The 25,538-nt window shown below is 59.9% G+C and carries 22 protein-coding genes and 1 other RNA gene; 19 read left to right on the forward strand and 4 right to left on the reverse strand.

Translation table 11 applies throughout. From position 1 onward, the window contains the following. Positions 1-87 precede the first annotated feature (87 nt). From FS804_RS14910 to FS804_RS14920, 3 genes are all read right to left on the reverse strand, one after another. Positions 88-1,158, reverse strand: a complete 1,071-nt coding sequence (locus FS804_RS14910; protein ID WP_144577340.1) for a lytic transglycosylase domain-containing protein — start codon at positions 1,156-1,158, stop codon at positions 88-90. 123 nt (positions 1,159-1,281) lie between these two features. After that, on the reverse strand, positions 1,282-1,917 hold the full coding sequence (locus FS804_RS14915; protein WP_063950593.1) for a LysE family translocator: 636 nt from the start codon (positions 1,915-1,917) through the stop codon (positions 1,282-1,284). A 51-nt stretch (positions 1,918-1,968) separates the two neighbouring features. Then, positions 1,969-3,180 (reverse strand): pyrophosphate--fructose-6-phosphate 1-phosphotransferase, encoded by a 1,212-nt coding sequence (locus FS804_RS14920; RefSeq protein WP_144577342.1) that lies wholly within the window; start codon positions 3,178-3,180, stop codon positions 1,969-1,971. 319 nt (positions 3,181-3,499) lie between these two features. Between FS804_RS14920 and FS804_RS14925 the strand changes: the two genes are divergently transcribed. From FS804_RS14925 to FS804_RS15015, 19 genes are all read left to right on the forward strand, one after another. Next, complete coding sequence (locus tag FS804_RS14925; protein WP_186376822.1) at positions 3,500-4,240, forward strand: DnaJ family molecular chaperone; 741 nt, start codon at positions 3,500-3,502, stop codon at positions 4,238-4,240. Further along, a complete protein-coding gene (locus FS804_RS14930; protein ID WP_063950590.1) occupies positions 4,237-5,016 on the forward strand; it encodes an N-acetylmuramoyl-L-alanine amidase in 780 nt (259 codons plus the stop codon). Before FS804_RS14925 ends, FS804_RS14930 begins: the two co-directional genes overlap by 4 nt. Positions 5,017-5,264: 248 nt before the next feature. Beyond that, positions 5,265-5,804 (forward strand): lytic transglycosylase domain-containing protein, encoded by a 540-nt coding sequence (locus FS804_RS14935; RefSeq protein WP_144577344.1) that lies wholly within the window; start codon positions 5,265-5,267, stop codon positions 5,802-5,804. Between the two features lie 96 nt (positions 5,805-5,900). Then, the gene (locus FS804_RS14940) at positions 5,901-7,088 is read left to right on the forward strand and encodes an FAD-dependent oxidoreductase (protein ID WP_144577346.1); all 1,188 of its coding nucleotides are present in this window, start codon (positions 5,901-5,903) and stop codon (positions 7,086-7,088) included. A 59-nt stretch (positions 7,089-7,147) separates the two neighbouring features. Then, positions 7,148-8,338, forward strand: a complete 1,191-nt coding sequence (locus FS804_RS14945) for an FAD-binding oxidoreductase (RefSeq protein WP_144577347.1) — start codon at positions 7,148-7,150, stop codon at positions 8,336-8,338. A gap of 56 nt (positions 8,339-8,394) precedes the next feature. Continuing rightward, positions 8,395-8,796: RNase P RNA component class A (rnpB, locus tag FS804_RS14950), an RNA gene on the forward strand. A gap of 401 nt (positions 8,797-9,197) precedes the next feature. Beyond that, positions 9,198-9,638 carry a division/cell wall cluster transcriptional repressor MraZ gene (gene mraZ, locus FS804_RS14955; protein WP_004430734.1) on the forward strand — a complete coding sequence of 147 codons (441 nt, stop codon included), beginning with the start codon at positions 9,198-9,200 and terminating at the stop codon, positions 9,636-9,638. A 14-nt stretch (positions 9,639-9,652) separates the two neighbouring features. Then, on the forward strand, positions 9,653-10,678 hold the full coding sequence (gene rsmH, locus FS804_RS14960; protein ID WP_144577349.1) for a 16S rRNA (cytosine(1402)-N(4))-methyltransferase RsmH: 1,026 nt from the start codon (positions 9,653-9,655) through the stop codon (positions 10,676-10,678). A gap of 1 nt (position 10,679) precedes the next feature. Beyond that, a complete protein-coding gene (locus FS804_RS14965) occupies positions 10,680-11,240 on the forward strand; it encodes a hypothetical protein (protein ID WP_063950582.1) in 561 nt (186 codons plus the stop codon). Further along, positions 11,240-12,982 carry a penicillin-binding protein 2 gene (locus tag FS804_RS14970; RefSeq protein ID WP_063950581.1) on the forward strand — a complete coding sequence of 581 codons (1,743 nt, stop codon included), beginning with the start codon at positions 11,240-11,242 and terminating at the stop codon, positions 12,980-12,982. The genes FS804_RS14965 and FS804_RS14970 overlap by 1 nt, the downstream gene beginning before the upstream one ends. Before the next feature lie 57 nt (positions 12,983-13,039). Beyond that, the gene (locus FS804_RS14975; RefSeq protein WP_144577351.1) at positions 13,040-14,509 is read left to right on the forward strand and encodes a UDP-N-acetylmuramoyl-L-alanyl-D-glutamate--2,6-diaminopimelate ligase; all 1,470 of its coding nucleotides are present in this window, start codon (positions 13,040-13,042) and stop codon (positions 14,507-14,509) included. Next, positions 14,506-15,939 (forward strand): UDP-N-acetylmuramoylalanyl-D-glutamyl-2,6-diaminopimelate--D-alanyl-D-alanine ligase, encoded by a 1,434-nt coding sequence (locus tag FS804_RS14980; protein ID WP_144577353.1) that lies wholly within the window; start codon positions 14,506-14,508, stop codon positions 15,937-15,939. Before FS804_RS14975 ends, FS804_RS14980 begins: the two co-directional genes overlap by 4 nt. Positions 15,940-15,962: 23 nt before the next feature. Further along, positions 15,963-17,063, forward strand: a complete 1,101-nt coding sequence (mraY, locus tag FS804_RS14985; protein WP_063950578.1) for a phospho-N-acetylmuramoyl-pentapeptide-transferase — start codon at positions 15,963-15,965, stop codon at positions 17,061-17,063. 3 nt (positions 17,064-17,066) lie between these two features. Further along, entirely contained in the window at positions 17,067-18,476 is a 1,410-nt protein-coding gene (gene murD / locus FS804_RS14990) for a UDP-N-acetylmuramoyl-L-alanine--D-glutamate ligase (protein ID WP_144577355.1), read from the forward strand. 5 nt (positions 18,477-18,481) lie between these two features. After that, positions 18,482-19,636, forward strand: coding sequence for a putative lipid II flippase FtsW (gene ftsW / locus FS804_RS14995; protein WP_063950576.1), 1,155 nt, complete (start codon positions 18,482-18,484; stop codon positions 19,634-19,636). Positions 19,637-19,642: 6 nt separating this feature from the next. Continuing rightward, complete coding sequence (murG, locus tag FS804_RS15000; RefSeq protein ID WP_144577357.1) at positions 19,643-20,779, forward strand: undecaprenyldiphospho-muramoylpentapeptide beta-N-acetylglucosaminyltransferase; 1,137 nt, start codon at positions 19,643-19,645, stop codon at positions 20,777-20,779. Further along, positions 20,776-22,191: a UDP-N-acetylmuramate--L-alanine ligase gene (murC, locus tag FS804_RS15005; protein WP_144577359.1), complete on the forward strand. Its 1,416-nt coding sequence runs from the start codon at positions 20,776-20,778 to the stop codon at positions 22,189-22,191. Before murG ends, murC begins: the two co-directional genes overlap by 4 nt. After that, positions 22,188-23,153: a UDP-N-acetylmuramate dehydrogenase gene (gene murB, locus FS804_RS15010; protein ID WP_063950573.1), complete on the forward strand. Its 966-nt coding sequence runs from the start codon at positions 22,188-22,190 to the stop codon at positions 23,151-23,153. The genes murC and murB overlap by 4 nt, the downstream gene beginning before the upstream one ends. 201 nt (positions 23,154-23,354) lie before the next feature. After that, positions 23,355-24,164: a GGDEF domain-containing protein gene (locus tag FS804_RS15015; RefSeq protein WP_144577361.1), complete on the forward strand. Its 810-nt coding sequence runs from the start codon at positions 23,355-23,357 to the stop codon at positions 24,162-24,164. 68 nt (positions 24,165-24,232) lie between these two features. Here the strand turns inward: FS804_RS15015 and FS804_RS15020 are convergent, their stop codons facing one another. After that, positions 24,233-25,537 carry an MFS transporter gene (locus FS804_RS15020; protein ID WP_144577363.1) on the reverse strand — a complete coding sequence of 435 codons (1,305 nt, stop codon included), beginning with the start codon at positions 25,535-25,537 and terminating at the stop codon, positions 24,233-24,235. Position 25,538 lies beyond the last annotated feature (1 nt).

The following is a 25,538-nucleotide window of genomic DNA, read 5'->3' on the forward strand; positions in this document are numbered from 1 at the left end:
TGACGAAGAGAAAATTTCAGGCGCTTTTGTCACCGGTATCGAGAAGCCGGACGAATTCAGGCGGCGTCTCCAACCGAGCCAATGCGATTACTTGCGCAGAACGTGCAGCATACCCTTGCGCTTGGCATCGTAATAATAACCGCGCGCATAAAGCCGCACGGCGTTGTCGCGGTCGTTGCCTGCAACGACCCATGCGCCACGCAGATATTTGACGGCGTATTTGAGATTGGTTTCGGCGTCGAACAGGCCGGAGGCCGGGCCATCAAAGCCCATGGAGCGAGCCGTCGCGTGCCTGATCTGCATCAGGCCGAAATTGCCGCTGCTGTAGGCGCCGGGATTGTATTTGCTTTCACGCTGCACGACGCGGTGAACCAGATCTTCCGGCACATCATACATGGTGGCGTATTTGGTAATCAGCCCGCTCAGCTTTTCGCGTCCGGCCGGCGCGGCGTTCAGCGGCGCCGTCATTGATTCGTTCTGCCTGATGGCAGCAAGAGCAGCGTTTGTGGGCCCGGCGGCGTAGGCCAGAACCGTGCTGCCCGGTTTCGGCATCGGAATGACCTTGCGTTCCGCTGTCAGTTCGGTGCCGATCGAGGGCGAGCCGGGCGGCGGCGGTGCGGGCGGGAAGCTACCCTTGACGGCAACCACCTGCGGCAAATCGGCGGCAGAGTTGTGGGCAATTGGCTTGGCAGCCGTTTCGATGGCTGCTGACGCGTGCGTCATGGTTGCCGGAGCAAGCGCCGCAGCCGTGGTGGGCGCAGCGGACGCTTCGGCGGTCTGTGCCATCTCGGTCTGCTGCGGCTGCATCTGTGCCGAGATGGCTGCAGCGGCTGCAATCTCAGAGGCTGGCGGCAGGGCCACGCGTCCGCCCTTGACGGCGACGGCAGTGGGAAGTGCTGTTGCCGAAGAAGCGGCTCCGGCTTCGGCAGTCTGAACTGTCTGTGTGGCAGGTGTACCGCCTGCAGCGGTTTCAACGGTTGCTGGCTGCGCTGATGCTTCGGCTGTATTGGTGGGAGTCACCGTTGTGATTTTCGGGCCATTGGGACCTTCCTTGGCGGCATATTCGACGCTGGTGCATGCGCTCAATGCCAGTGCCAGACCCACGGTGGAAGACAGAAGAAGTGCACTTCTTCCGCGGAATTTTCCCGAATTTCGCATGTTGCCGCCTTCGTTAGCCCGTCTCTTGATACCCCCGCGTCAAGCGAAGCAGGCAGTGACCCGTCGCGCTTTCATTAACCTATTGTAAGGATAGCGGCAAGCCGGGACGTCAAAGAGCACATTTCAGGCCGCGATTCGCCGGTAGCCCGCGCTGACGGCGCGGCCGGAAATGAAGTGTGTGCGGTATTTCGCCCTTATCTTTTTGTCACCTGACATGCGGCGCACCAGCGCAAGCGTCGGTCCGGCAAGCAGGGCCTGTACCGTGAGAATGACAAGCGTCATAAGCAGGATGGCCGCCTGCGCCATCGCCAGCGTTTCGATCGTGTTGCCGGAGGCCGAGACGAACTGCGGCAGCAGCGCCAGAAAAAACGCGAAATAGCGCGGGCGAAGTGCCGAAATCCCATAACAATCGCGGAAGATGCCGCTCCAGGATTTGCCCGGCAGATTGTCATTGTCGGCATTGGCCGCCTGGGCTGCCGGCGTGGCGAAAGTCCACAGCAGAAAGAGCATCAGCCAGCCAATGCCAGCCCATTGCACGATTTCAACAAAGGATTGAGGGAGATAGGTGAGACCGGCGACCGGAATGGCCGAGATCGTCATCGCGGTGACGATGCCGAGAGCGCCTCCGGTGACCGAGGCAAAGATCGTCTTCCTGCCACGAATCGCGGCATAGGAGGCGACAGAAAATACAAGGGGGGAGGGAAGTGCGAACACAACGGCACATGCTGCGCAAAAAATCAGCCAGGCCTGTCCAGACATTCTCTTCCTCCTTGCCCTCCCTGTCGCCGTCTATTTTAGACTATCGTAAAATCAGGCCGCTGTGAACGGCTGACCGACGTGTTCCATCACTTCGGTGAACCATTTTGCAGAGAGGTCGAAATGCTTTCCGCCCTTGATACGCGGAAACTCGATGGTCCGCAATTTGCCATTTTGATCTTCGTCGTGACCGGTGACGCCGGAGACCTTGTTGAGGGCGCTTTCCACCGCGAGATCGACCATGCCCTGGATGAGACGCAAATCGTCGCCATTGGCTGGTGCTGAACGGGCGAAATAGCCCGATTTCTGCACCATCGAGCGTTCCGCGCCGATCAGGCTGGCAAACTGTTTCTGGAACCAGCCGCCGACATTGATGGTATCGATCTTCACGTGGCCGAATGCGTCGCGCTTGACCGCCTCGCCGGAAGCTTCGCGCTCCGCGACGATGGAATCGAGGCCGGCTCCTTCAGAGACGAACAGCGTGACGTAGCCGTGTCGGTCCATGATTTCCTTGAGCCGCTCTGCTTCGGCTTCAATGTCGAAGGCCATTTCCGGCAGGTAGATGCCGTCGATGTTCTTCATCTGCGAGTTCATCATCAGTCCTTCGACATACGCGTTGCCGCGGGTCTTCTGGATATAGGCGCGGGCGGTGGCCGCCGTCAGCCAGCCGCAGTGGCGGCCCATGACTTCATGGATGACGAAAGTTTTGGGTGCTGCGCTCTGCTCGTTGCTGACATTGTCGAAGAAGGATGCCCCGACTTCGGCGGCTGTCCAGGCGCCAAGCGACTGCTTGATCGGGACCACGTCGTTATCCACCGTCTTCGGCAGGCCGACAACGGTGAGGTCATAACCGTTCGCACCGAGATAGGCGGCAAGGTCGGCGGCCGTCGTGTTTGTGTCGTCGCCGCCAATCGTGTGGAGAATGGTGACGCCGTCAGCCGCCAGCCGGTCAGCCGCGACGCGCAGCGGATTGTCGCCTTCCTTGACCAGGCCACGTTTGGCGCAATCGGCGGCATTGGTGAGCTTGACGCGGCTGTTGCCGATCGGCGAGCCGCCGTAACGGTGCAGTAGATGCGCTTTCTCGCGCATGTCCCTGTTGATTTCGATGCGGTCACCCAAGAGCACGCCCTGATAACCGGAGCGGTAAGCGATGATATCGATTTCGGGTGCGATGTCGCTGTAGCGCTCGATCAGGCCGCCGACCGCCGAAGAGAGACAGGGCGCAAGGCCACCCGCGGTCAGCATTGCGACTTTCTGTTTAGCCATCACGGCTCTCCTTTTCACATTTGCCCAAAATCTTGTCTGGCAAAGGGATGCGACAGCCGCGTGTAGCTGTAAAGTGAATTTATGAAGAAAAATGCCGATTTCTTGCGGTTTTTCAGCGGCTTGACGAAATCAGGCGAATATAATCGTTTCAATCGCGGCAAGGATGGGGCCGCCATGGCGTGCTGTGGAAAACCCCGGCACGCGCCGGACGGCGCATCTTGTTCCTCAAGCAAAACTGTCGCAAAGATGAATAAAAGTTAATGCCGCAGTGCAGCCGGAGATATTGCATTCGCGGCGATATGCCGTCATGCTTGCGGGCATGATGTTCGATTTCGCCTGTCTGCAAATTTCATCCCTGTGGGAGCGACTGCTCGGCGCAATCGGCGACGCGGCAGGCAATGCGCTCGGGCGCGTTGTCGAAGCTATCCGAACCCTGTTCGAGGGCGACCCGGAAACCCGCCGCAAGGTATCCTTTTCCGTCGCCATCATCGCCCTCTCCGCCAAGATGGCGAAGGCGGATGGTGTGGTCAACGACGCCGAAGTTCGCGCGTTCCGGCAGATTTTCGATTTCCCGGAAGAAGAAGCAAAGAACGTTGCCCGTCTTTATAACCTCGCGCGTCAGGACGTTGCCGGTTACGAGGCCTATGCCGAGCGGCTGGCTGGTCTTTGTGGTTCCGGTCACGACAATTGCGAGATGCTGGAAAGCGTCATTGACGGCCTTTTTCATATTGCCAAGGCCGATGGGCTGATCCACGAGCGGGAACTCGCTTTCCTCGGTCGCATCGCGGAAATCTTCCGTATCACCGAAGATCATTTCGAAACGATCATGGCGCGGCATGTGCATATGGATGGGCGCGATCCTTACCGCGTCCTTGGCGTTTCACCTTCCGACGACTTCCTGGATATCCGCAAGCGTTACCGTTCGCTGGTTGCCGAGCATCACCCGGACAAGCTCATCGCCCGTGGCGTTCCCATGGAATTGCATGCGGCCGCGAATGAGCGTATGGCGGCTCTCAACGCCGCTTATGCGGCCATTGAGAAAGAACGCCGCGTCGCATGAATGACACTCTGCCGGATTTTGTCCCGGATTTCGGGCGCGCTGCCGTTGCGCCCTCGCCCAATCATGGCGAGAGGATCGGCGTTGCTGGCCCCGATATCATTCTTCTCCACTATACCGGCATGACGACGGCTGACGGCGCCCTTTCGTGGCTCTGTAATCCCGAAAGCCAGGTGTCCAGCCACTATTTCGTTTTTGAAGACGGGCGCATCATGCAGCTCGTGCCGGAAACGCGCCGCGCCTGGCATGCGGGCAAAAGCTTCTGGGCGGGGCACGAGGATATCAACTCCCGTTCCATCGGCATCGAAATCGCCAATAAAGGTCATCCCGGCGGGCTGCCGGCGTTTCCGAAAGAGCAGATCGATGCGGTCATCGAATTATGTCGCGATTGCGGCCAACGCTGGAATATAGCGCCTGAAAGGGTGCTTGCGCATTCGGACGTGGCGCCCATCCGCAAGGTCGATCCAGGCGAAAATTTCCCATGGGACATCCTGTCGCGGCAGGGTGTCGGCCACTGGGTTGAACCCGCGCCGATCCGCGGCGGCCGTTTTTTTCAGCGCGGGGATCACGGCCAGCCGGTCGAAGCGCTGCAGTCGATGCTGTCCATCTATGGTTACGGCGTTGAAATATCGGGCAATTATTGTGAAAAGACCGAGGGCGCCGTAGCGGCGTTCCAGAGGCACTTCCGGCCCGCGCTGGTGGACGGCATCGCGGATTTTTCGACCATCGACACCCTGCACCGGCTGATTGCCAGTCTACCGAAATTTTCGGTCGCCTGAACGCGGGTTTTGGAAAATGAATCCCGGCATGTGGCTCTAGCCAAGTCGCTTTTTTTGACATGCCACAGTTAATCCGCATTGAGGAAGTTTAAGAAGGTCACTGTATGCGGTGACGTTCTTCAGGGGAACCTGCCGTCAATATCAATCAAGGAGACTGGACAGCGGAGAGTCGTGATCGACTTTCCGGGCGTTGATTATTTGTGCCGCTTCATTGGTCCGGTCGTCCGATCTGGAGACTTTTTCTACATATGAACAGGGTTGTTGTTGCTGTCGTCGCGGGCGTTGTTATGCTGGCTTCGCAGGTGGGGATTGCTTTTGCCAAAGATGAGGATGTGAAGACCAAGACCGTGACGTTGGAGACTTTTTTCCGCAAGCCCGGTTACCCCATTCCCGAAAAGAGCCTGCCGGCCTCGCTCAAGAACGACTATTCCGATCTGATCGTCAAATATGCCAAGCGTTATGGCGTCCCCACGAATCTTGCGCATGCGATCGTGTCCGTGGAGAGCAAGTTCAATCCCAAGGCGCGCGGCAGCGCCGGCGAGGTCGGGCTCATGCAGATCAAGCCGGCGACGGCGCGGATGATGGGCTATCGCGGCACGACCAAGGCGCTCTACGATCCCGAGACCAATATCCGCTGGGGCATGCAATATCTGGCCACGGCGCATCAGCTGGGTGGCGGTCAGGTTTGCAGCACGATCCTGCGGTACAATGCCGGCCATGGCGCCACCCGCATGAACCCGGTTTCCAAGCGTTATTGCGGTAAGGTGCAGGCGTTGCTGGCCGGCTGAGGATTTCATCGTCTGCGAAACTGCAAAATTGCGAAAAGCGATTCCGGTTCGGCCCCGCATGCTGTAGTCAGAGGCAAAGCTGATGCGGAGCGTGACATGCCGGATTTCAAATACATCGTCGTCGGGGCCGGGATGATGGGAGCGGCCGCGGCGCGGCATCTCTCGGTGCAAACGGATGGCGTGGCGTTGATCGGTCCGGCGGAGCCGGCGGATCGAAAGGCGCATAAGGGCGTCTTTTCAAGCCACTACGACGAGGCGCGAATCACGCGCGGGTTTGACGGCGATCCCGTCTGGGCGGAACTGGCACAACGTTCCATCCGCCGTTATGCCGATATCGAGGCAAAAAGCGGCATCCGCTTTTTCACGGAGGCAGGCTGCCTGTTCACCGGCAACGGCAAGGGGCTTGCCGGCGACTATGTGTCACGCGCGCTGTCCTCGGCCGACCGTCTTGGCCTTGGCGTAGAGACGCTGGGCCATGATGTGGTCTCCGACCGGTTTCCGATGTTTTCCCTGCCTGCCGACCACAGCGGTTACTTCGAGCCGCGCCATGCCGGCCACGTCAACCCGCGCGCTCTGGTAAAGGCGCAATGCGCAATCGCAGAAGCGCAGGGTACGCGGCTGGTGCGGGAAACGGCGGCGCAGATCCGCGATACGTCGCGCGGCGTCAATGTCATCACGCGGGAAGGCGCGACTTACACCGCCGATAAGGTCATTGTTGCGGCCGGCGGCTTCACCAATATGGCGGAACTTCTGCCATCGCCGGTCGATATGGCGGCGACTGGCCGCACCATCGTGTTTTTCGAGCTGGATGAGGCAAGGCAGTCGATATTCGGCACGATGCCATCGACGATTGTGCTTGCCGAAACGGAGGACGACATCGTCTACATCCTTCCGCCGGTGCGGTATCCCGATGGAAAAGTCTATTTGAAGATCGGCGGTGAAAGCGAAAAGGGCAGGCTCGAAACCCTGGCTCAGGCCGTTGACTGGTTCCATTCTGACGGAACGCCTGCCGAGGTGGAGTTCCTGAAGAAAAAAGCCCTGTCATTGATGCCGGAACTTGACGGTTGCTCGGTAACATCAGGTTCCTGCGTCGCCTCGATCACCCGCAGCGGTTATCCCTATATCGGCTATACCCAATCCTCCAACATCGCGGTTCTAACCGGCGGCAATTTCGTTGCCGCCAAATCCTCCGACGAGATCGGGCGGCTTGGCGCGCAGTTGCTTCTGAACGGTCAGCTGAAGGAAGATGAATTCGCTGCCGAAATGGCGCCGGTTTTCGTCTGAAATATTTGCGCCAGACGGCTAGAAGGTTGCAATGGAAGTGAGCGGGTAAAGAGGGCGGCATGTCGGGACATTTCAAATATATCGTTGTGGGGCGTGGCATGATGGGTGCTGCCGCCGCCCGCCATCTGGCCGAAACAGTCGATGGCGTCGCGCTGATCGGTCCTGGTGAACCTGCCGACATCAAATCGCATCAGGGTGTCTTCGCCAGCCATTATGATGAGGCGCGGATTACTCGCACTATCGATGGCGATGCCGCTTGGGCGTTGCTCGCCAACCGCTCCATTGCACGTTATGGCGATATTGCGACGAGAAGTGGTGTGGAGTTTTACGCCCCGGTGGGCTGTCTGATGGTGGGACCCGAACGGGGCGGAAAGAACCCCTTCGTCGAGAATGTTCTGTCCGCAGCCGCCCGGCTTGGCGTTTCCACGGAATTGCTTGAGGACCAGAGCCTGAAAAGCCGCTTTCCCTATTTCTCCTTCGAACAGGGTTGCGAAGGTATCTTCGAGAGCGACAATGCCGGTTACGTCAACCCGCGCGCGCTGGTGAAGGCGCAAGCGATCCTCGCGGAGAAGGCGGGCGCTATACTGATCGACGACATCGTCGTCTCAACCCGTGAAAGCGGTGGCAGGGCGTCGGTGCACACCACTTCAGGCGCGGTTTATACCGCAGACCGTGTGCTGGTGGCGGCTGGCGGCTTCTCGATCATGCAAGATCTGTTGCCCCAGCCTGTGGCGCTGGATGTTTACGCGCGCACTGTTGCGTTCTTTGAGATAAATGAGGGTGACCTTGCGCAATATGCGGGCATGCCGTCGTTGATCTATGAGCCGCGCGACACGACAAAACACATCTACCTGCTGCCGCCGGTCCGCTATCCCGATGGCAAATTCTATCTGAAGATCGGCGGCGATCCCGACGACAAGCGGCTTACAAGCGATCCAGAGATTCGGGAATGGTTCCGCTCCGGTGGCCGGGAAAGCGTGCGGGATCATCTCGCTGGCATCGTCGGAACGCTGGTGCCTTCCGTTGATCTCTCGCGCGTCTCTATGGCGGCCTGCGTTGTATCCAAAACGCAAAGTGGCTATCCGGCCATTGGCTTCACGTCTTCGCCGCGCATTGCCGTTCTGACTGGCGGCAATGGGACGGCGGCCAAGAGCTCGGATGAGATTGGGCGGCTCGGTGCCCTGTTGCTGCGGGACGGACAAATCGCCGACGGTGCCTTCTCGACAGATTTCAAACCGGCATTTCTTTGAGCTTTCCCGTCGCTTTTCGGTGGCTTTCGCTGCGGAACATGGTTATGCAGCCCAAGCCAGTTGGCCGGGCAGCCGCGCTTTACCAATGTCGAAAGACGGTAAGGTGAGGAAAGTCCGGGCTCCACGGAAATACGGTGCCGGATAACGTCCGGCGGGGGCGACCCCAGGGAAAGTGCCACAGAGAGCAAACCGCCATGCTTCGCATGGTAAGGGTGAAAGGGTGGGGTAAGAGCCCACCGCGCTTCTGGTAACAGCGGCGGCAAGGTAAACCCCACCGGGAGCAAGACCGAATAGGGATGACACGGGGCGGGCGAAAGCCCGTTCACAGCCGGTTTCCGGGCCCGTCATCCGGGTGGGTTGCGCGAGGCGGCATGCAAATGCCGTCCCAGATGAATGGCTGCCACGTTCCGGGTCAAACCGGGGCCATACAGAACCCGGCTTACAGGCCAACTGGCGAATTTTTCTTTTCCGTCGCGGACGGGAAACATCTAAAAAATCATATCATCATATTGTTTTTAAATCGGAAAATTGCCCGGTTAAGCCAGCCTTTGTGCCGGTAAACCGCCGTCTTCGCGCGCAAAGTAAACCATTCGTTAAACTTAACGGCTTATGAATTTCCGATGCGAAGGCGGTATCGTGCCGGCTTCATCCCATTGACGCCCATAGTGTCCCATGATATCCCAAATGCACACCACATTGGGTCGTGTTTTTGACCCGCAATCGCTGAAACAAGTGAGGAGCCTGCGAGGGGCTGCTGCAGGGCATGTTGTCCTGGCGCTTGGCGATGTGTCGTGCGTACCGGTGTCGGCTGCGGGGCGGATGGATCGCTTTGCGGCATGCGGTTTTGGCGAGTTGAGTAATGGACCGCTTTTTATCGAACGTGACGAACAGGATCGACGCCAAGGGGCGCGTTTCGGTTCCGTCTCCGTTTCGTTCGGTGCTGGCCAAGCGCGGCATTCAGGAGCTGTATTGTCTCCAGGATTTCGCGTTTCCGGCAATCAGTGTCGGCGGTCCGGATCTGCTGGAGCGCTACGAGCGGCAGATCGCGTCCATGGATGCCTTCTCGCCGGAAGCGAACGCAATGTCGCTGCTGGTTCACGGCGGCGGTGTTTTCATGAAGCTCGACCAGGAAGGTCGATTGATGGTGACGGATTTTGTGCGGGAATTCACCGGCATCTCTACCGAGGTCACCTTCGTCGGACGGGCGGATCATTTTCAGCTTTGGCAACCGGATGCGTTTTTGGCGGCGCAGGCGGAGGCAAGAGCGGGGCGCGGTTTTTCGGCTGCTCGCCCCGCCTAGGACGGGGACAGTCAATGGCGGCGAATTCTGGCGGACGATCTTCTGATGCCGATGGCGGACCTCAGCGCCATATTCCTGTGCTGCTTCGCGAAGTCATCACCGCACTTGAACCCGCCCCCGGCAAGGTCATTCTGGATGGCACTTTCGGTGCCGGCGGCTATACCCAGGCCCTTCTCGATCAGGGCGCAAATGTCATCGCGCTCGACCGCGATCCAACGGCTATCGCCGGCGGTCAGGCCATGGTCGCGGCCAATGGCGGCCGCCTTTCGCTCATTCAATCGCAATTTTCCGATCTCGCAAAGCATGCGCCGGAGGGTGGCCTCGATGGGGTGGTTCTCGATATCGGTGTGTCCTCCATGCAGCTCGACGAAGCCGAGCGCGGCTTCTCCTTCCAGAAAAATGGCCCGCTCGACATGCGCATGTCCGCTTCCGGCGTTTCGGCGGCGGATGTCGTCAACCGCGCCAAGGTTGGGGATCTTATCCGCATCTTCGGTTTTCTCGGCGAAGAAAAGCAGCCGGGTCGCATTGCCCGCGCCATCGAGAAAAAGCGGGCGGAAGAGCCTTTCCGTACCACCCGCGATCTAGCGGGCCTGATCGAGATCGTCACGCCGCGTAAAGCCAAAGACAAGATTCACCCGGCAACGCGGGTGTTCCAGGCGCTGCGCGTTTTCGTCAATGACGAGCTGGGCGAGCTGGCGCAAGCGCTGTTCGCTGCAGAGCGGTCCTTGAAGCCAGGAGGGCGGCTGGTCGTCGTCACCTTCCATTCGCTGGAAGACCGTATCGTTAAGAAATTCTTCTCCGACCGTTCGGGCAAGGCCGCGGGTTCCCGGCATCTGCCGATGGTGGAGGACAAGCCCGCCATTTTTGAGACTATTGGCAAGCCGATGATCGCCGCCAGCGACGAGGAGGCGGAGCTCAATCCGCGGGCCCGTTCGGCCAAACTTCGCGCGGGCCTGCGCACCACGGCACCGGCGCGTGCTGCGGACTTCTCGATATTCGAGCTTCCCGATCTCGCCAGCCTTGAAAAGATGGGAGGCTGATATGCTGCGCACTTTCGATGTCATCTTGATGGGGGTCATGGTCGCTGCGGCGGTCGTGACCTACTCGATCAAGCACAAGGCCGATCTGAAGCTTGAAGAGGTCCGCAAGCTTGAAGCCGAGATAAAGCTTGAAAAGGATACGATCGATCTCCTGCGGGCAGACTGGGCATTGCTGACGCAGCCGAACCGCCTGCACCGTCTGGTCAATGCCTATCAGACGGAACTCGGTCTTTCGCCGACGCTGCCGACGCAACTGGCGCAGCCGCGCGAGTTGCCCATGCTGCGCTCGCAGTTGCCGCAGCCGCCCGAGCCGGAAGGCATGAGCGTTGAAGACGTCATCGCCGCTGCCGTCAATGGCTCCAAGCCCGGCGCGACGCTGGGTGGCGCTTCCAAACCAAAATCCCCGCCGGCGGGTCAGATTGCCGTGAACGGCGTTCCGGTGCCGACCCCGCGTGCCCGTGTTTCTCGCCCCGCACCGGCACCCGTGCCCGTGGCTTCCGCCACCGTGGGTGATGAAACCGACGACATGGACGACACGATAACAGGATCGGTGAACCGCTGATGTCTTTTCTCTCCCGCGCCATGGTTTTGAAGAGCAAGGCTCACTTTTCCGCCAGCACGACCGGCATCCACGCCGATCATGCGGCGTTTGAAGGCGCGCGCAAGAAGCGCGCGGCGCAGGCAAAAAGCCGCGTGGGCCTTCTCATTTTCGGTTTCGTCGCCTTTTACGCCGTCGTCGGCGGACGTCTGGTGCAATATGGCATGGCCGAGCAGGAGACGGTGTCGAGCATTGCGCCTGCCGACCGCTTGATGGCGTCGCGCCCTGATCTTCTCGACCGTAACGGCGAGGTGCTGGCCACCGATATCCGCACCGTCTCGCTTTTTGCCGAGCCGCATCGTATCGTTGATATTGACGAGGCCATCGAAAAGCTGCGCACGGTCTTGCCGGACCTCGACCAGCGCACGACCTACCAGAAGCTTTCCTCCAATTCGCGGTTCCAGTGGCTGCGCCGCCAGTTGACACCGAAGCAGCAGAGCCAGATTCTCGCGCTTGGTATTCCCGGCATCGGCTTCCGCCCGGAAAAGCGCCGCTTTTATCCCGGCGGGCCGACCGCGGCGCATGTTGTCGGTCACGTCAATATCGACAACCGCGGCGTTGCCGGCATGGAGCGTTACGTCGACAGCCAGGGCCTTGCCGATCTGACGGCGCTCGGCATGACGAGCGATCAGCCGCTGGAACCTGTAAAGCTCTCCATCGACCTGCGCGTGCAGTCCATTGTGCGTGAAGTCGTGACTTCGGCCATCACGAAGTTCCAGGCGATCGGCGCCGGTGCCGTGGTTCTGGATGTGCATACCGGCGAAGTTCTCGCTATGGCCTCGGTGCCGGATTACGATCCAAACAACCCGGCCGAAGGCGCGAAGGAAGGCTGGCTCAACCGCATGTCGAACGGCACGTTCGAAATGGGCTCCACCTTCAAATCCTTCACCATTGCCATGGGTCTTGATTCGGGCCGCGTCCGTCTCGGCGATATGTTCGACGCGCGTTACCCGATCCGCATCGGCGGCTTCACCATCAAGGACTTCCACGGCAAGGGCCGCATGCTCTCGGTGCCGGAAATCTTCCAGTATTCGTCAAACATCGGTACGGCGAAGATTGCTGACACCGTTGGCACCGAAGGCCACAAGGAATTCCTCACAAGGCTTGGTCTTCTCACGCGCATGCAGACCGAACTGCCTGAAGTGGCGCTGCCCTCGCAGCCGCGCGAGTGGAAGAAGATCAACTCCATCACCATTTCCTTCGGTCACGGCGTTTCTACCACGCCGCTGCAGACGGCGGTTGCCGGTGCGGCGCTCGTCAATGGCGGCAAACTCATCGAACCGACCTTCCTGCCGCGCACCCGCGAACAGGCGGATCAGGTGGCAAAGCAGGTCCTGAAGCCCGGCGCCAGCAAGGATATGCGCTTCCTCTTCGAGTGGAACGGCGTCAACGGTTCCGGCCGAAACGCGCGCGTCGATGGCTTCAACGTCGGCGGCAAGACCGGCACGGCCGACAAGGTCGTGAACGGTCGCTATGTTCACGACAAGAACTTCAACGCCTTCCTGTCGGCTTTCCCGATGGATGATCCGCAATATGTGGTGCTGTCCTTCATCGATGAGCCGAAGACGGACAAGGGCAACGGCGCGGCACTTGCCGGCACGTCCGCAGCGCCCATGGTGCACGATATCATCAGCCGCACGGCGGCGGTGCTGGGTGTGAAGCCGAAGTTCGGCAAGGATGGCTCGGCCTTGCTCGTGTCTTATTGATTGTTAGCTTATGATGTTCCGGCGATTCGCGCCGGGGGGACAAGACGGACACAGTCGATGAATTTGCGAGATATATCCGGAAACGCGTTTCCGGAATTGAAAGAATTGCTCCTGTCTGAAACAGGGGCGATCGAAATCGGGGGGATTACCGCAGACAGCCGCAAGGCTGCGCCGGGCAGCCTGTTCGTGGCGGTTTCTGGCACCAAGGTCGATGGTGCGACCTATGTGAAGGACGCGGTTGCCAAGGGTGCGGTCGCCGTTGTTTCCGGGCACGCAGTAGACGCCGACGTGCCGGTTCTGGTCGTCACCGACCCACGCCTTTATCTCTCCCTTGCCGCCTCCCGCTTTTATGGGAAACAACCGGAAACCATGGTCGCCGTCACCGGCACCGCTGGAAAGACATCAGTCGCCTCCTTCGTGCGGCAGATATGGGCTTTCGCAGGCCATGCTGCGGCGCAGATCGGCACAACCGGCGTCATCGCTCCCGGTCGTGAGGATTATGGCGCGCTGACGACGCCCGATCCGGTCACGCTGCATGCGCTTCTCGCCGAGCTTGCAAGCGAAGGCGTGACCCACGCCGCGATGGAAGCTTCCAGCCACGGTCTCGATCAGCGCCGCCTCGATGGCGTGCACCTTTCTGCCGCAGGCTTCACCAATCTCGGCCGCGACCACATGGATTACCATCCGACCGTCGAGGATTACATGGCCGCGAAGATGCGGCTTTTCGATACACTGATGCAAAAAGGCGCTCCCGCGGTGATCTTCGCCGATGATCCCTGGTCGGACAAGGCGATCCGGGCAGCGCGCGAAGCCGGTCTCGATGTCCGCACTGTCGGACGGAACGGCCAATATCTCGCTTTGAAGCGCGTCGAGCATTTCCGCCACAAGCAGATGATCGAAGTGCATCATGACGGTGTCATCCACGAAGTCGATATCCCGCTGGCGGGTGATTTCCAGGTGGCCAATGCGCTTGTCGCCGCCGGTCTTGCCATGTCAACGGGTGTTCCCGCCGCAAGGGCGCTCAAGGCGCTCGAAAAGCTGGTCGGCGCCGCAGGCCGCCTCGAACTTGTGGGCCAGACGAAAAACGGCGCGCTCGCCTATGTGGACTATGCCCACAAGCCGGATGCGCTGGAGAATGTGCTGACTTCTGTGCGGCCCTTCACCTCCGGCCGCATCATCACCGTCTTTGGCTGTGGCGGCGATCGCGACAAGGGCAAGCGCCCGATCATGGGCGAGGTCGCCACGCGTCTTTCCGACATCGTCATCGTCACGGACGACAATCCGCGCTCCGAGGACGCGGCGACCATCCGCTCGGAAGTCATGGCCGCCGCACCGGGCGCACTCGAAATCGGTGACAGGGCCGAGGCCATCCGTCATGCGGTATCGATGCTCTCGCACGGCGACACGTTGATCGTCGCAGGCAAAGGACATGAAGAGGGGCAGATCGTTGGGTCCGTGACGCTGCCTTTTTCCGATCATGAGCAGGTGCGCGCTGCACTGGCAGGGCTGGAAGGATCGAAAATTTGAGCTGGTTATGGACAGTCGCCGACATGATCGCCATCACGGCAGGACGCCCGGTGGGCAATTTGCCGACGGGAATCACCGGCATTTCCATCGACAGCCGGTCGGTCAAGCAGGGCGAGGCCTTTTTCGCGATCAAGGGTGATCGGGTGGACGGCCATGACTATACCAGCTTTGCCGTTGCCAATGGCGCTGGTCTTCTGGTCGTTGCTGAAGCAAAGCTGCCTGCGCTCGGCCGTCTGACGGTGCCGATGATCGTGGTGGAAGATGTGCTCGCAGCCCTTGGCAAGCTGGCCATCGCGGCGCGTGAGAGAACCTCGGCGCGCATCATCGCGGTGACCGGTTCGGTCGGCAAGACCACGACCAAGGAAATGCTGCGGCAGGCGCTCGCCCCTTCGGGCCGGGTGCATGCGGCAGTGGCGTCCTTCAACAACCATTGGGGCGTGCCGCTGACGCTCGCGCGCATGCCAGCGGACACGGAATTCGGTGTTTTCGAAATCGGCATGAACCATTCCGGCGAAATCCGGCCGCTGGTGAAGATGGTCCGTCCGCATGTGGCGATCATCACGACCATCGCACCTGCCCATCTCGGCAATTTCAAGAACATCGAAGAGATCGCTAGCGCCAAGGCGGAGATTTTCGAGGGCGTGGAGGAGGGCGGTTCCGTCATCCTCAATCGTGACAACGCGCAGTTCGAGCAGCTTGAGGAGGCGGCGCAGGAGCAGGGTATCGAGCATATCCTGACCTTCGGTCAGCACGCCAAGGCCGATTTCCGCTTGGCCGATTTCGAGAGCACAGCGACCGGCTCGACGATCTGGGCGATCCTCAATGGCGAGACCAGCGAACTGCATCTCAACATTCCGGGCCGGCACATTGCAGACAATGCGATGGCGGTGCTTGGTGCCGTGGCGATCACGGGCGCCAATCTTGATCGCGCCTTCGAGGTGCTTGGATCGCTTGAGGCGGTGAAGGGGCGTGGCCAGCGTCACCATCTTCAGATCAACGGTGGCTCCTTCCTGCTGATCGATGAAAGCTATAACGCCAATCCGGCCTCCATGCGGGCGTCGATCGCCGTGCTGGCGGAAACGCCGACGCAGGGTCACGGCCGTCGCGTTGCCGTCCTCGGCGACATGCTGGAGATGGGCGAATTTTCGGCGCAACTGCATGAAGAATTGGCCGGACCATTGCTCGCGGCGGGTATCGAACATGTGTGGCTCGCAGGCGAGGCGATGGCCGCCTTGCGCGACGCGCTGCCTGACAGCGTTACCGTCATCTGGTTCCCGACGACGGCGGAACTTATCGATTTCGCCCTGCAATGGGTGCAACCGGGAGACGCGCTGATGGTAAAATCGTCACTCGGGCTTGGTTTCGGCAAGATTGTCGCCGCCCTGCTTGACAAGTATCCGGCATTCCCCGAGACGGAACGCCAAGTCTGAAATAGCCTTTTGAAAGGGCAATTATGCTGATCTGGCTCGTCGAACTGTCGGATAAAATTCAAATCTTCAACCTGTTCCGGTACATCACCTTCCGGGCCGGTGCGGCGATGTTTACCTCGGCCCTGATCGTCTTCCTGTTTGGACCGGCCATCATCAACTCGCTGCGCGTTCGCCAGGGAAAAGGCCAGCCGATCCGCGCCGATGGACCGCAGACGCATTTCAAGAAGGCCGGCACTCCCACCATGGGCGGCTTGATGATCCTTGCCGGTATCCTCGGCGGCTCGCTTCTGTGGGGCGACCTGTCGAATGTCTATGTCGTCGCCGTTCTGATGGTGACGCTCGGTTTCGGCGCCATCGGCTTCTACGACGATTATCTGAAAGTGACGAAACAGAGCGACAAGGGTTTTTCCGGCAAGGCGCGTCTGGGCATCGAATTCCTGATCGCGGCGATTGCCGTGTTCTTCATGATGAAGGTGGCGCTCGCTTCCGCTCCGCATGGCGGCACGCTCGGCAGCTCCATCGCCTTTCCCTTCTTCAAGGAATTCGTGATCAATCTCGGTTATTTCTTCGTGCTCTTCGGTGCTTTCGTCATCGTCGGCGCGGGCAATGCCGTGAACCTGACGGATGGTCTCGATGGTCTGGCCATCGTCCCCGTGATGATTGCCGCCGCGACATTCGGCGTGATTTCGTATCTCGCTGGTAATGCGGTTTTCGCCAATTACCTGCAGATCAATTTCGTGCCCGGCACGGGTGAGCTCGCCGTCATCGTCGGCGCCGTCATCGGCGCGGGTCTCGGCTTTTTGTGGTTCAATGCGCCGCCCGCCGCCATCTTCATGGGTGATACGGGGTCGCTCGCGCTTGGCGGCCTGATCGGCTCCATCGCCGTCGCCACCAAGCACGAGATCGTCATGGTCATCGTCGGTGGTCTCTTTGTCATGGAAACCCTGTCGGTCATCATCCAGGTGTTCTGGTTCAAGCGCACCGGCAGGCGCGTCTTCCTGATGGCGCCGATCCATCACCATTTCGAGAAAAAGGGCTGGACGGAAAGCCAGGTGGTCATCCGTTTCTGGATCATCTCCGTTGGCCTCGCGCTGCTTGGCCTCGCTACCCTGAAGCTGAGGTAAGCGATGATCCCGGTCACGTCGTTTAAAGGCAAGAAGGTCGGTCTGTTCGGGCTCGGTGGTTCGGGTCTTGTAACCGCCCGTGCACTGGCGGCTGGCGGGGCGGATGTCGTGGCTTTTGACGACAATCCCGACAGCGTCGCCAAAGCGCAGGCTGAGGGCATCACGACGGCGGACCTACGCACCATCGACTGGCCTTCATTCGCATCCTTCGTGCTGGCCCCGGGCGTACCGCTGACGCATCCGAAGCCGCACTGGTCAGTCGATCTGGCGAAAGCCGCTGGCGTTGAGATCATCGGTGATATCGAGCTATTCGTCCGTGAACGTCGCGCGCATGCGCCGGATTGCCCCTTCATCGCCATTACCGGCACAAACGGCAAGTCGACGACGACGGCATTGATCGCGCATATCCTGAAATCGGCTGGTCGCGACACGCAGCTCGGCGGCAATATAGGTACGGCCGTGCTGAGCCTCGATCCGCCGAAGGCGGGACGCTTCTACGTGGTGGAATGCTCTTCCTATCAGATCGATCTCGCCCCGACGATCAATCCGACCGCCGGTATCCTGCTCAATCTGACGCCTGACCATCTCGACCGCCACGGCACGATGCAGCATTATGCCGACGTCAAGGAACGGCTGGTGGCTGGCAGCGGCACGGCGATTGTCGGCGTGGATGACAGTCATTCGACGCTGATTGCCGATCGCATCGAGCGCGCAGCTGTGAAGGTCGAACGCATTTCCAAGCGTAATGTCGTTTCCGAAGGACTTTATGCGGAAGGCAGCCGTATTTTCCGGGCGCATGGCGGCACGTCTTCGCTGCTCACCGATCTCGAGGGTATCCAGACGCTTCGCGGCAGCCACAATGCACAGAATGCCGCGGCTGCAATTGCGGCCTGCCTTGCAGTCGGCGTCTCGGAAGATGAGGTTCGTGCCGGTCTCAAGTCCTTCCCGGGCCTCAAGCACCGGATGCAGCCGGTGGGTCGACGCGGCAATGTAACTTTCGTCAATGACAGCAAAGCGACCAATGCCGATGCTGCTGCACCCGCACTTTCGAGTTTCGACCGCATCTACTGGATCGCCGGGGGTCTGCCGAAGGCCGGTGGCATCACCAGCCTTTCGCCGCTCTTTCCGCGCATCGCAAAAGCTTATCTGATCGGCGAGGCGGCTGCTGAATTTGCCGCGACGCTCGGCGAGGCGGTGCCTTACGAAATATCCGGTACGCTTGATAAAGCCGTGCAGCACGCGGCGGCAGATGCTGAAAAGGACGCGACGGCCGGCAATATCGTGATGCTGTCCCCGGCTTGCGCAAGCTTCGATCAATATAAGAACTTTGAAGTCAGAGGTGATTCGTTCGTCGCAGAGGTTGCGGCGCTCGATGGCATGACGATGCTCGTTCACTCTGGAAAAGGGGACTGAAGGCCATGGTAAGCCGAGTTGATCGCGGTCCGGTCGCGGAATGGTTCTGGACCATCGACCGTTTCTTTCTGGCGGCGTTCATCGCGCTGATGGGCATTGGCCTGATGCTGTCCTTCGCGGCATCACCCGCCGTCGCCGAGCGTATCGGCCTCAACAGCTTCTTCTTCGTGGAACGTCAGGCCATGTTCATGGTGCCGTCGCTGGCGATCATGATCGGCCTGTCCTTCCTGTCGCCCCGCCAGGTGCGGCGTGTGGCCGTCATCATGCTGATCGTTTCCCTGCTGATGATGATCTTCGCGCTGTTCTTCGGTATCGAGGTGAAGGGCGCGCGGCGGTGGATTTCCATCGGCAGTTTCTCGATCCAGCCTTCGGAATTCATGAAGCCGGCCTTTGTGATCGTCTGCGCCTGGCTCTTCGCCGAACGGGCGCGCCATCCTGAAATTCCGGGCAATCTATTCGCCATCATCACCTTCGGCATCGTCGCCGCACTTCTGATCGCCCAGCCCGACTTCGGTCAGACCATCCTGACATCGGTGGTGTGGGGCGGCATGTTCTTCATGGCGGGTGTGCCTTGGTTCTGGATCATCATGCTCGGCGGTCTCGGCGTCGGCGGTATCATCACCGCCTACCTGATGTTGCCGCACGTCGCGGGCCGTATCGACCGGTTCTGGACGGGTGAGGGCGATACGTTCCAGGTTGATACGGCGCGTGAAGCGATCATTCGCGGTGACTGGTTCGGCCGCGGACCCGGTGAGGGCATCGTCAAGCGCATCATTCCCGACAGCCATACCGACTTCATCTTCTCGGTGGCCGCGGAAGAATTCGGCATCGTTTTCTGCATGTTCCTCGTCGCGATCTTCGCCTTCATCGTGCTGCGCGGCCTGTCGCACGCCTTCAAGGAGAAGGACGATTTCTGCCGCTTTGCCGTGGCCGGTCTGGTGCTTCAAATCGGCATGCAGTCGATGATCAATATCGGCGTCAATCTCGAACTGATGCCTGCCAAGGGCATGACCCTGCCGCTGATTTCCTATGGCGGCTCGTCGATGATGGCGATATGCGTGACCGCCGGCTTTCTTCTGGCGTTGACACGCCACAGACCCGAAAAGCGGGCGCAGGAGCGGAGTTTCTTCCGCGTCGGTTCCGGCGTTCCCGCGGAGTAAACGATCATGAGCAAGGGTATCGTTCTTCTTGCCGCCGGTGGAACCGGCGGCCACGTGTTTCCGGCAGAGGCGCTGGCGCATACGCTGAAGGCACGCGGTTACCAGGTGCATCTCGTCACCGACAGCCGCGCCGAACGTTATGCCGGCAAGTTCCCGGCGGATGAAATTCATGTGGTGCCGTCTGCAACCATCGGCTCCAAAAACCCGGTTTCCGTGGCGCGTTCGCTTTGGAAGCTCTGGATTGGCCTGCGCGCGGCGCGTCGGCTGGTGGCGAAACTGAAGCCGGTCGCTGTTGTCGGTTTTGGCGGCTACCCCACCGTGCCTCCGTTGCTGGCCTCCACCGGGCTTGGCGTTCCCTCCATCATTCACGAACAGAATGCCGTGATGGGCCGGGCCAACAAGGCGCTTGCCGGACGGGTAAAGGCGATTGCCGGCGGCTTCCTGCCGCCCGCGAACGGTCAATATTCCGAGAAAACTGTCGCGACAGGCAACCCGGTGCGCCCAGCGGTGCTGGCGGCCTCAGAAATACCATACACCGCCTCGCAGACGGGTGAGCCTTTCCAGCTCGTCGTGTTTGGCGGCAGTCAGGGTGCGCAATTTTTCTCGAGCGCTGTCCCCGCTGCGATCTGCCTTCTGAAAGACGAGCAGCGCAAGCGCATCGTCGTCACCCAGCAGGCGCGGCCGGAAGACAAGGACAGCGTGATCGCCTCCTATCAGAAACTGGGCGTAAAGGCTGACGTTTCACCCTTCTTCGGCGACATGGCCTCGCGCATCGGTGAGGCCGATCTGGTTATCAGCCGCTCGGGCGCTTCGACGGTATCGGAGCTTTCGGTGATCGGCCGTCCGTCGATCCTCGTGCCTTATCCGCATGCGCTGGATCATGATCAGGCGGCGAATGCGGCAGCGCTGTCGGCCGCGGGCGGGGCAAGTGTCATCAAGCAGGCGGAGCTGTCGCCGCAAAAGCTTTCCGGCCTGATATCCTCGGCGCTTGCGGAGCCGGATCGTCTTTCCGCAACCGCAGCAGCGGCCAAGGCAACCGGCAAGCCGCATGCGGCGGATGTGCTGGCCGATCTGGTGGAAGCAATCGCCTCTGGGCAATCCATACAGGAATTCAAGAATAAGAATGAAGGAGTTGGGGCATGAAGATGCCGAAAGCCATAGGCCTTGTGCATTTCATCGGCATAGGCGGGATCGGCATGAGCGGCATTGCCGAAGTGCTTCACAATCTCGGCCACCGGGTGCAGGGCTCGGATCAAGCGGAAAGCGCCAATGTGCAGCGTCTGCGTGAGAAGGGTATCGAAGTATTTGTCGGCCACACCGCTGATAACATTGGTGATGCGGAAGTCGTGGTCGTTTCCACTGCGATCAAGAAGAGCAATCCGGAACTCGTCGCGGCGCGGGAAAAGCACCTGCCGATCGTTCGCCGTGCGGAAATGCTGGCCGAGTTGATGCGCTTCCGTAACGCCATCGCCATTGGCGGCACCCACGGCAAGACCACGACGACCTCCATGGTCGCGACGCTGCTGGAAGCCGGCAATCTCGACCCGACCGTCATCAATGGCGGCATCATCAATGCCTACGGTACCAATGCACGCATGGGTGAGGGCGAGTGGATGGTGGTGGAGGCGGATGAATCCGACGGCACCTTCCTGAAGCTGCCGGCCGATGTCGCCGTCATCACCAATATCGATCCCGAACATCTTGACCATTACGGCAATTTCGATGCCGTGCGCGCCGCGTTCCGGCAGTTTGTCGAGAACGTACCGTTCTACGGTTTCGGCGTCATGTGCCTCGATCATCCCGAGGTCCAGGCGCTGGTCGGCCGGATCGAAGACCGCAAGGTTATCACATACGGCGAGAACCCGCAGGCCGACGTGCGGTTTTCGAATGTCCGCATCGATGGCACGCGCTCAGTCTTCGACGTGGAAATCCGCCGACGCCGCACCGGCAAGGTGTTCTCCTTCAAGGATCTCGTCCTGCCGATGCCTGGCCGCCACAACGTGTCGAATGCGACCGCTGCCATCGCCGTTGCCAATCGTCTCGGCATCTCGGAAGCCGACATCAAGAAGGGACTTGCATCCTTCGGCGGCGTCAAGCGCCGTTTCACGCTCACCGGCGAATCCAATGGGGTGCAGGTTTTTGACGATTACGGACACCACCCGGTGGAGATCAAGGCCGTGCTGAAGGCAGCGAGGGAAGCCTGCAAGGGCCGCATCATCGCCGTGCACCAGCCGCACCGCTACAGCCGCCTTTCGAGCCTGTTTGATGATTTCGCGCATTGTTTCAACGATGCCGATACGATTCTTCTTGCCCCGGTCTATGCTGCGGGCGAAGATCCTATCGAAGGCGCAAGCTCCGAAGCGCTGGTTTCAGCCATCAAGGCCGCCGGCCACCGTGATGCCCGTTTCCTCGAAAAACGGGAAGACTTGGCGTCTGAGGTCGCAGCCATTGCGAATCCGGGTGATTTCGTGGTTCTCTTGGGGGCTGGAAATATCACGCAATGGGCAGCGGCGCTGCCGTCGGAATTGAAGAGCATATCAGGAAAGTCTGAATGAGACAGGTCGATGGGGTGAAATTGCTGGGGAGGCTCGGCGACGGGGTAAATGAATTGCGGGGACGTCTGACACCGGATGCGCCCATGGACCGCGTGACGTGGTTCAGAGCCGGCGGTCTTGCGGAGGTGATGTTCCAGCCGCACGATACGGATGATCTGATTGCCTTCCTGAAAATTCTGCCGGAAGACGTGCCTTTGACCGTGGTCGGCGTCGGCTCGAACCTGCTTGTACGTGACGGCGGCATTCCGGGTGTGGTCGTGCGCCTATCCGCCAAGGGCTTCGGCCAGGTTGAGCTTGCGGGCGAAAACCGCATCAAGGCCGGTGCGATTTGCCCGGACAAGCATATTGCGGCCATGGCCATGGATAATGGCATCGGCGGCTTCCATTTCTATTACGGCATTCCCGGCTCCATCGGCGGCGCGCTGCGCATGAATGCGGGCGCAAACGGCGGCGAGACGCGTGAGCGTGTTGTGGAAGTCTATGCGGTTGACCGTCAGGGCAATCAGCATGTGCTTTCCAACGCGGATATGGGCTATAGCTACCGCCATTCCGGCGCCGACAAGGGCCTTATCTTTACCGGCGCGCTGTTTGAGGGTTATCCGGAAGACAAGGCGAAGATCCGTGCGGATATGGACGCCGTGCGGCATCACCGCGAGACCGTGCAGCCGATTCGCGAGCAGACCGGTGGTTCAACCTTCAAGAATCCAGACGGTCATTCCGCCTGGGAACTGATCGACGAAGCGGGTGGCCGTGGTCTGGTCATCGGCGGCGCGCAGATGTCGTCGCTACATTGCAATTTCATGATCAATACCGGCCATGCGACCGGTTACGATCTGGAATATCTCGGCGAGACCATCCGCAGGCGTGTTTTCGAGAAATCGGGCATCCGGCTGGAATGGGAAATCAAGCGCCTTGGCCTCTTCATGCCGGGTCGTGAAGTGGAGCCGTTCCTCGGGGCGTAAACCCCGGCGAATGCTGCCTATGACAAGAAAATTCTGCTTTTGATCGACTGTTACGTGTTTCGTAACGGTCGATCAATGTCTTTTATTCTATCTTTTGGGGTGAATGCTCGATCGGCCCGGGCAAGGTTTCGTTTTTGAATTTTATATTGTTTTTTTATTAGGAAATACTAACAGAAATATTTGATCTGGGTGCCTTTGAGCATGATGTTGGGTCTTTGGAAAAAACCGATCGAGATGATGAGTTTTTCGGTCGCGACGCTCGAGGGTCGGCGGCGGCTCAAGCCTCTGGAATTCTCCATCCGTATTGCTTGTCTCGTGACGCTCATTGTCATTCTGATGTGCACGGGCGGCCTGACGCTTCTCGCCCAGTTCGGGCTCGTGACCGATCTCTTCAATGGGATCGTGTTGGCTGTGACGCTCGGCGGCGCTGTGGCGTTCACCGTGACATTGCTGGTCTGCTGGCTGAATGCAAGGGAAGTACAAATTCTCGTGCAATCTCACGAGCGTTTTCTGCATCTGAGCCATACGGACGCCCTGACTGGTCTCAGCAACCGGCTCGGCCTTTATGCGGCATGTGATAAGCTCGGCACCGACTACTGCGTCGCATTTTTCGATATCGATCATTTCAAATCGGTGAATGACAGGTACAGCCATCTCGTCGGCGATCTCGTCATATCGAGCGTCGCCAGCCGGATAAGGGAGTATTTCGATCCTCCAGCGCATGTCGCGCGCTTGGGCGGCGAGGAATTTGTGGTCGTCCAGGAGACCAGCCGGCTGGCCTTCCTGAAGATGTGCGAGAGGGTGCGCGCAGCCGTCGCGGCGACGCCGGTGGACTACCAGGGCTTGCGGATCACGGTAACGATTTCGATTGGTGTCGCTTTTCGCGGCGACGCCGAAATTTTCGACAAGGTCATGCACAATGCCGATCTGGCGCTTTACCGGGCGAAAGAGGGCGGACGCAATCGCGTCTGCATGACGGGGCACGTGGAGCGCCGACAGTCGGTGGCTTAAGCAGAATTTGACAGACAAAAGCCCGCGAAACGAAGGTTTCGCGGGCTTTTGTCGTTGAGCGTCTCAGATCAGACTTCGTCCTTGCGCGACAGAAGAATGCAGGCGAGCGTAATGAGGGCGGATACGCAGAGGTAATAGCCGACATAGCCCATGCCGTAGTTCACCTGCAGCCATGTGGCGATGTAAGGCGCCAGCGACGCGCCGAAGATGCCCGCCATGTTGAAGGTGATGGACGAGCCGGTGTAGCGCACGCGGGTCGGGAAGGGGGCTGCAAGCGCTGTGCCGATCAGGCCGTATGTCATGCCCATCAACATCATCGCCAAAGCGGCGAAGACGAAGATCGAGCCTTCGCCACCGGTCATCAGGCTGGGCAACAGGAAGGAGAACAGGCCGATCAGAACGGTGGTGATGATCAGGATTTCGCGACGGCCGAATTTCTCGGCGAGCTTGCCGGCGACCGGAATGAAGATACCGAAAACCACGGAGCCGAGGATCTGCACTTCCAGCGCGTCGAGGAACGGAATTTTCAGGACCTTGACGTTGTAGGAGAGCAGATAGGCGGTGCCGATGTAGAAAAGCACGAAAGTGGCCAGTGCCACGAAGGTGCCGAGCACAAGGCTGCGCTTGTGGTTGCGGAACAGTTCCGCGACGGGCACGGCCACACGTTCTTCCTTTTCGATCGCCTTCTGGAAATCGGGCGTTTCGGTGATGGACAGGCGAACCCACATGCCGACGGCGATCAGGATGATCGAGGCGACGAAGGGAATGCGCCAGCCCCAGCTGAGCAGGGCTTCCTGCGACATGAAGTGCAGCAGGATCCAGAAGACGCCTGACGAGAGGAACAGGCCGACGGGTGCGCCGAGCTGCGGGAACGTGCCATACCAGCTGCGCTTGCCGGGAGGGGCATTTTCGGTGGCGAGCAGGACGGCACCGCCCCATTCGCCACCCAGACCGAAGCCCTGGCCGAAGCGGCAAAGCGCCAACAGCAGCGGCGCAAGGACGCCCGCCGTCTCATAGGAGGGCAACAAACCGATCACGACCGTCGAGACGCCCATGGTCAGCAATGCTGCGACAAGCGTTGTCTTGCGGCCGACGCGGTCGCCGTAGTGACCGAAGACCACGGCGCCCAAGGGGCGAGCGAAAAAGGCGATGGAGAATGTCGCGAAAGACGCCAGAAGCGCCGTCATCGGGTCATTGTTCGGGAAGAACAGGGCCGGGAACACGAGCACTGCGGCCGTGGCGTAAACGTAAAAATCGAAAAACTCGATGGTCGTGCCGACCAGGCTGGCAGTGAGAACTCGTGCAGGCGAATTTGTCTTTACAACGTTCGAATTGTCAGCTGTCGGCGATACCGGAGATATCGCTTCAGTCATG

Source organism: Agrobacterium sp. DE0009, from assembly GCF_007680755.1.
Taxonomy (GTDB): domain Bacteria; phylum Pseudomonadota; class Alphaproteobacteria; order Rhizobiales; family Rhizobiaceae; genus Agrobacterium; species Agrobacterium tumefaciens_B.

Bases quoted from the DNA above. Each gene is read 5' to 3' on its own strand.
- FS804_RS14965 (WP_063950582.1), top strand. From the start codon at position 10,680: ATGCTGCGCACTTTCGATGTCATCTTGATGGGGGTCATGGTCGCTGCG.
- FS804_RS14925 (WP_186376822.1), top strand. From the start codon at position 3,500: ATGATGTTCGATTTCGCCTGTCTGCAAATTTCATCCCTGTGGGAGCGA.
- FS804_RS14915 (WP_063950593.1), bottom strand. From the start codon at position 1,917: ATGTCTGGACAGGCCTGGCTGATTTTTTGCGCAGCATGTGCCGTTGTG.
- FS804_RS14910 (WP_144577340.1), bottom strand. From the start codon at position 1,158: ATGCGAAATTCGGGAAAATTCCGCGGAAGAAGTGCACTTCTTCTGTCT.
- FS804_RS14975 (WP_144577351.1), top strand. From the start codon at position 13,040: ATGAATTTGCGAGATATATCCGGAAACGCGTTTCCGGAATTGAAAGAA.
- FS804_RS14970 (WP_063950581.1), top strand. From the start codon at position 11,240: ATGTCTTTTCTCTCCCGCGCCATGGTTTTGAAGAGCAAGGCTCACTTT.
- mraZ (WP_004430734.1), top strand. From the start codon at position 9,198: ATGGACCGCTTTTTATCGAACGTGACGAACAGGATCGACGCCAAGGGG.
- murC (WP_144577359.1), top strand. From the start codon at position 20,776: ATGAAGATGCCGAAAGCCATAGGCCTTGTGCATTTCATCGGCATAGGC.
- mraY (WP_063950578.1), top strand. From the start codon at position 15,963: ATGCTGATCTGGCTCGTCGAACTGTCGGATAAAATTCAAATCTTCAAC.
- FS804_RS15015 (WP_144577361.1), top strand. From the start codon at position 23,355: ATGATGTTGGGTCTTTGGAAAAAACCGATCGAGATGATGAGTTTTTCG.
- ftsW (WP_063950576.1), top strand. From the start codon at position 18,482: ATGGTAAGCCGAGTTGATCGCGGTCCGGTCGCGGAATGGTTCTGGACC.
- FS804_RS15020 (WP_144577363.1), bottom strand. From the start codon at position 25,537: ATGACTGAAGCGATATCTCCGGTATCGCCGACAGCTGACAATTCGAAC.
- FS804_RS14940 (WP_144577346.1), top strand. From the start codon at position 5,901: ATGCCGGATTTCAAATACATCGTCGTCGGGGCCGGGATGATGGGAGCG.
- rsmH (WP_144577349.1), top strand. From the start codon at position 9,653: ATGGCGGCGAATTCTGGCGGACGATCTTCTGATGCCGATGGCGGACCT.
- FS804_RS14945 (WP_144577347.1), top strand. From the start codon at position 7,148: ATGTCGGGACATTTCAAATATATCGTTGTGGGGCGTGGCATGATGGGT.
- FS804_RS14935 (WP_144577344.1), top strand. From the start codon at position 5,265: ATGAACAGGGTTGTTGTTGCTGTCGTCGCGGGCGTTGTTATGCTGGCT.
- FS804_RS14930 (WP_063950590.1), top strand. From the start codon at position 4,237: ATGAATGACACTCTGCCGGATTTTGTCCCGGATTTCGGGCGCGCTGCC.
- murB (WP_063950573.1), top strand. From the start codon at position 22,188: ATGAGACAGGTCGATGGGGTGAAATTGCTGGGGAGGCTCGGCGACGGG.
- FS804_RS14920 (WP_144577342.1), bottom strand. From the start codon at position 3,180: ATGGCTAAACAGAAAGTCGCAATGCTGACCGCGGGTGGCCTTGCGCCC.
- murD (WP_144577355.1), top strand. From the start codon at position 17,067: ATGATCCCGGTCACGTCGTTTAAAGGCAAGAAGGTCGGTCTGTTCGGG.
- murG (WP_144577357.1), top strand. From the start codon at position 19,643: ATGAGCAAGGGTATCGTTCTTCTTGCCGCCGGTGGAACCGGCGGCCAC.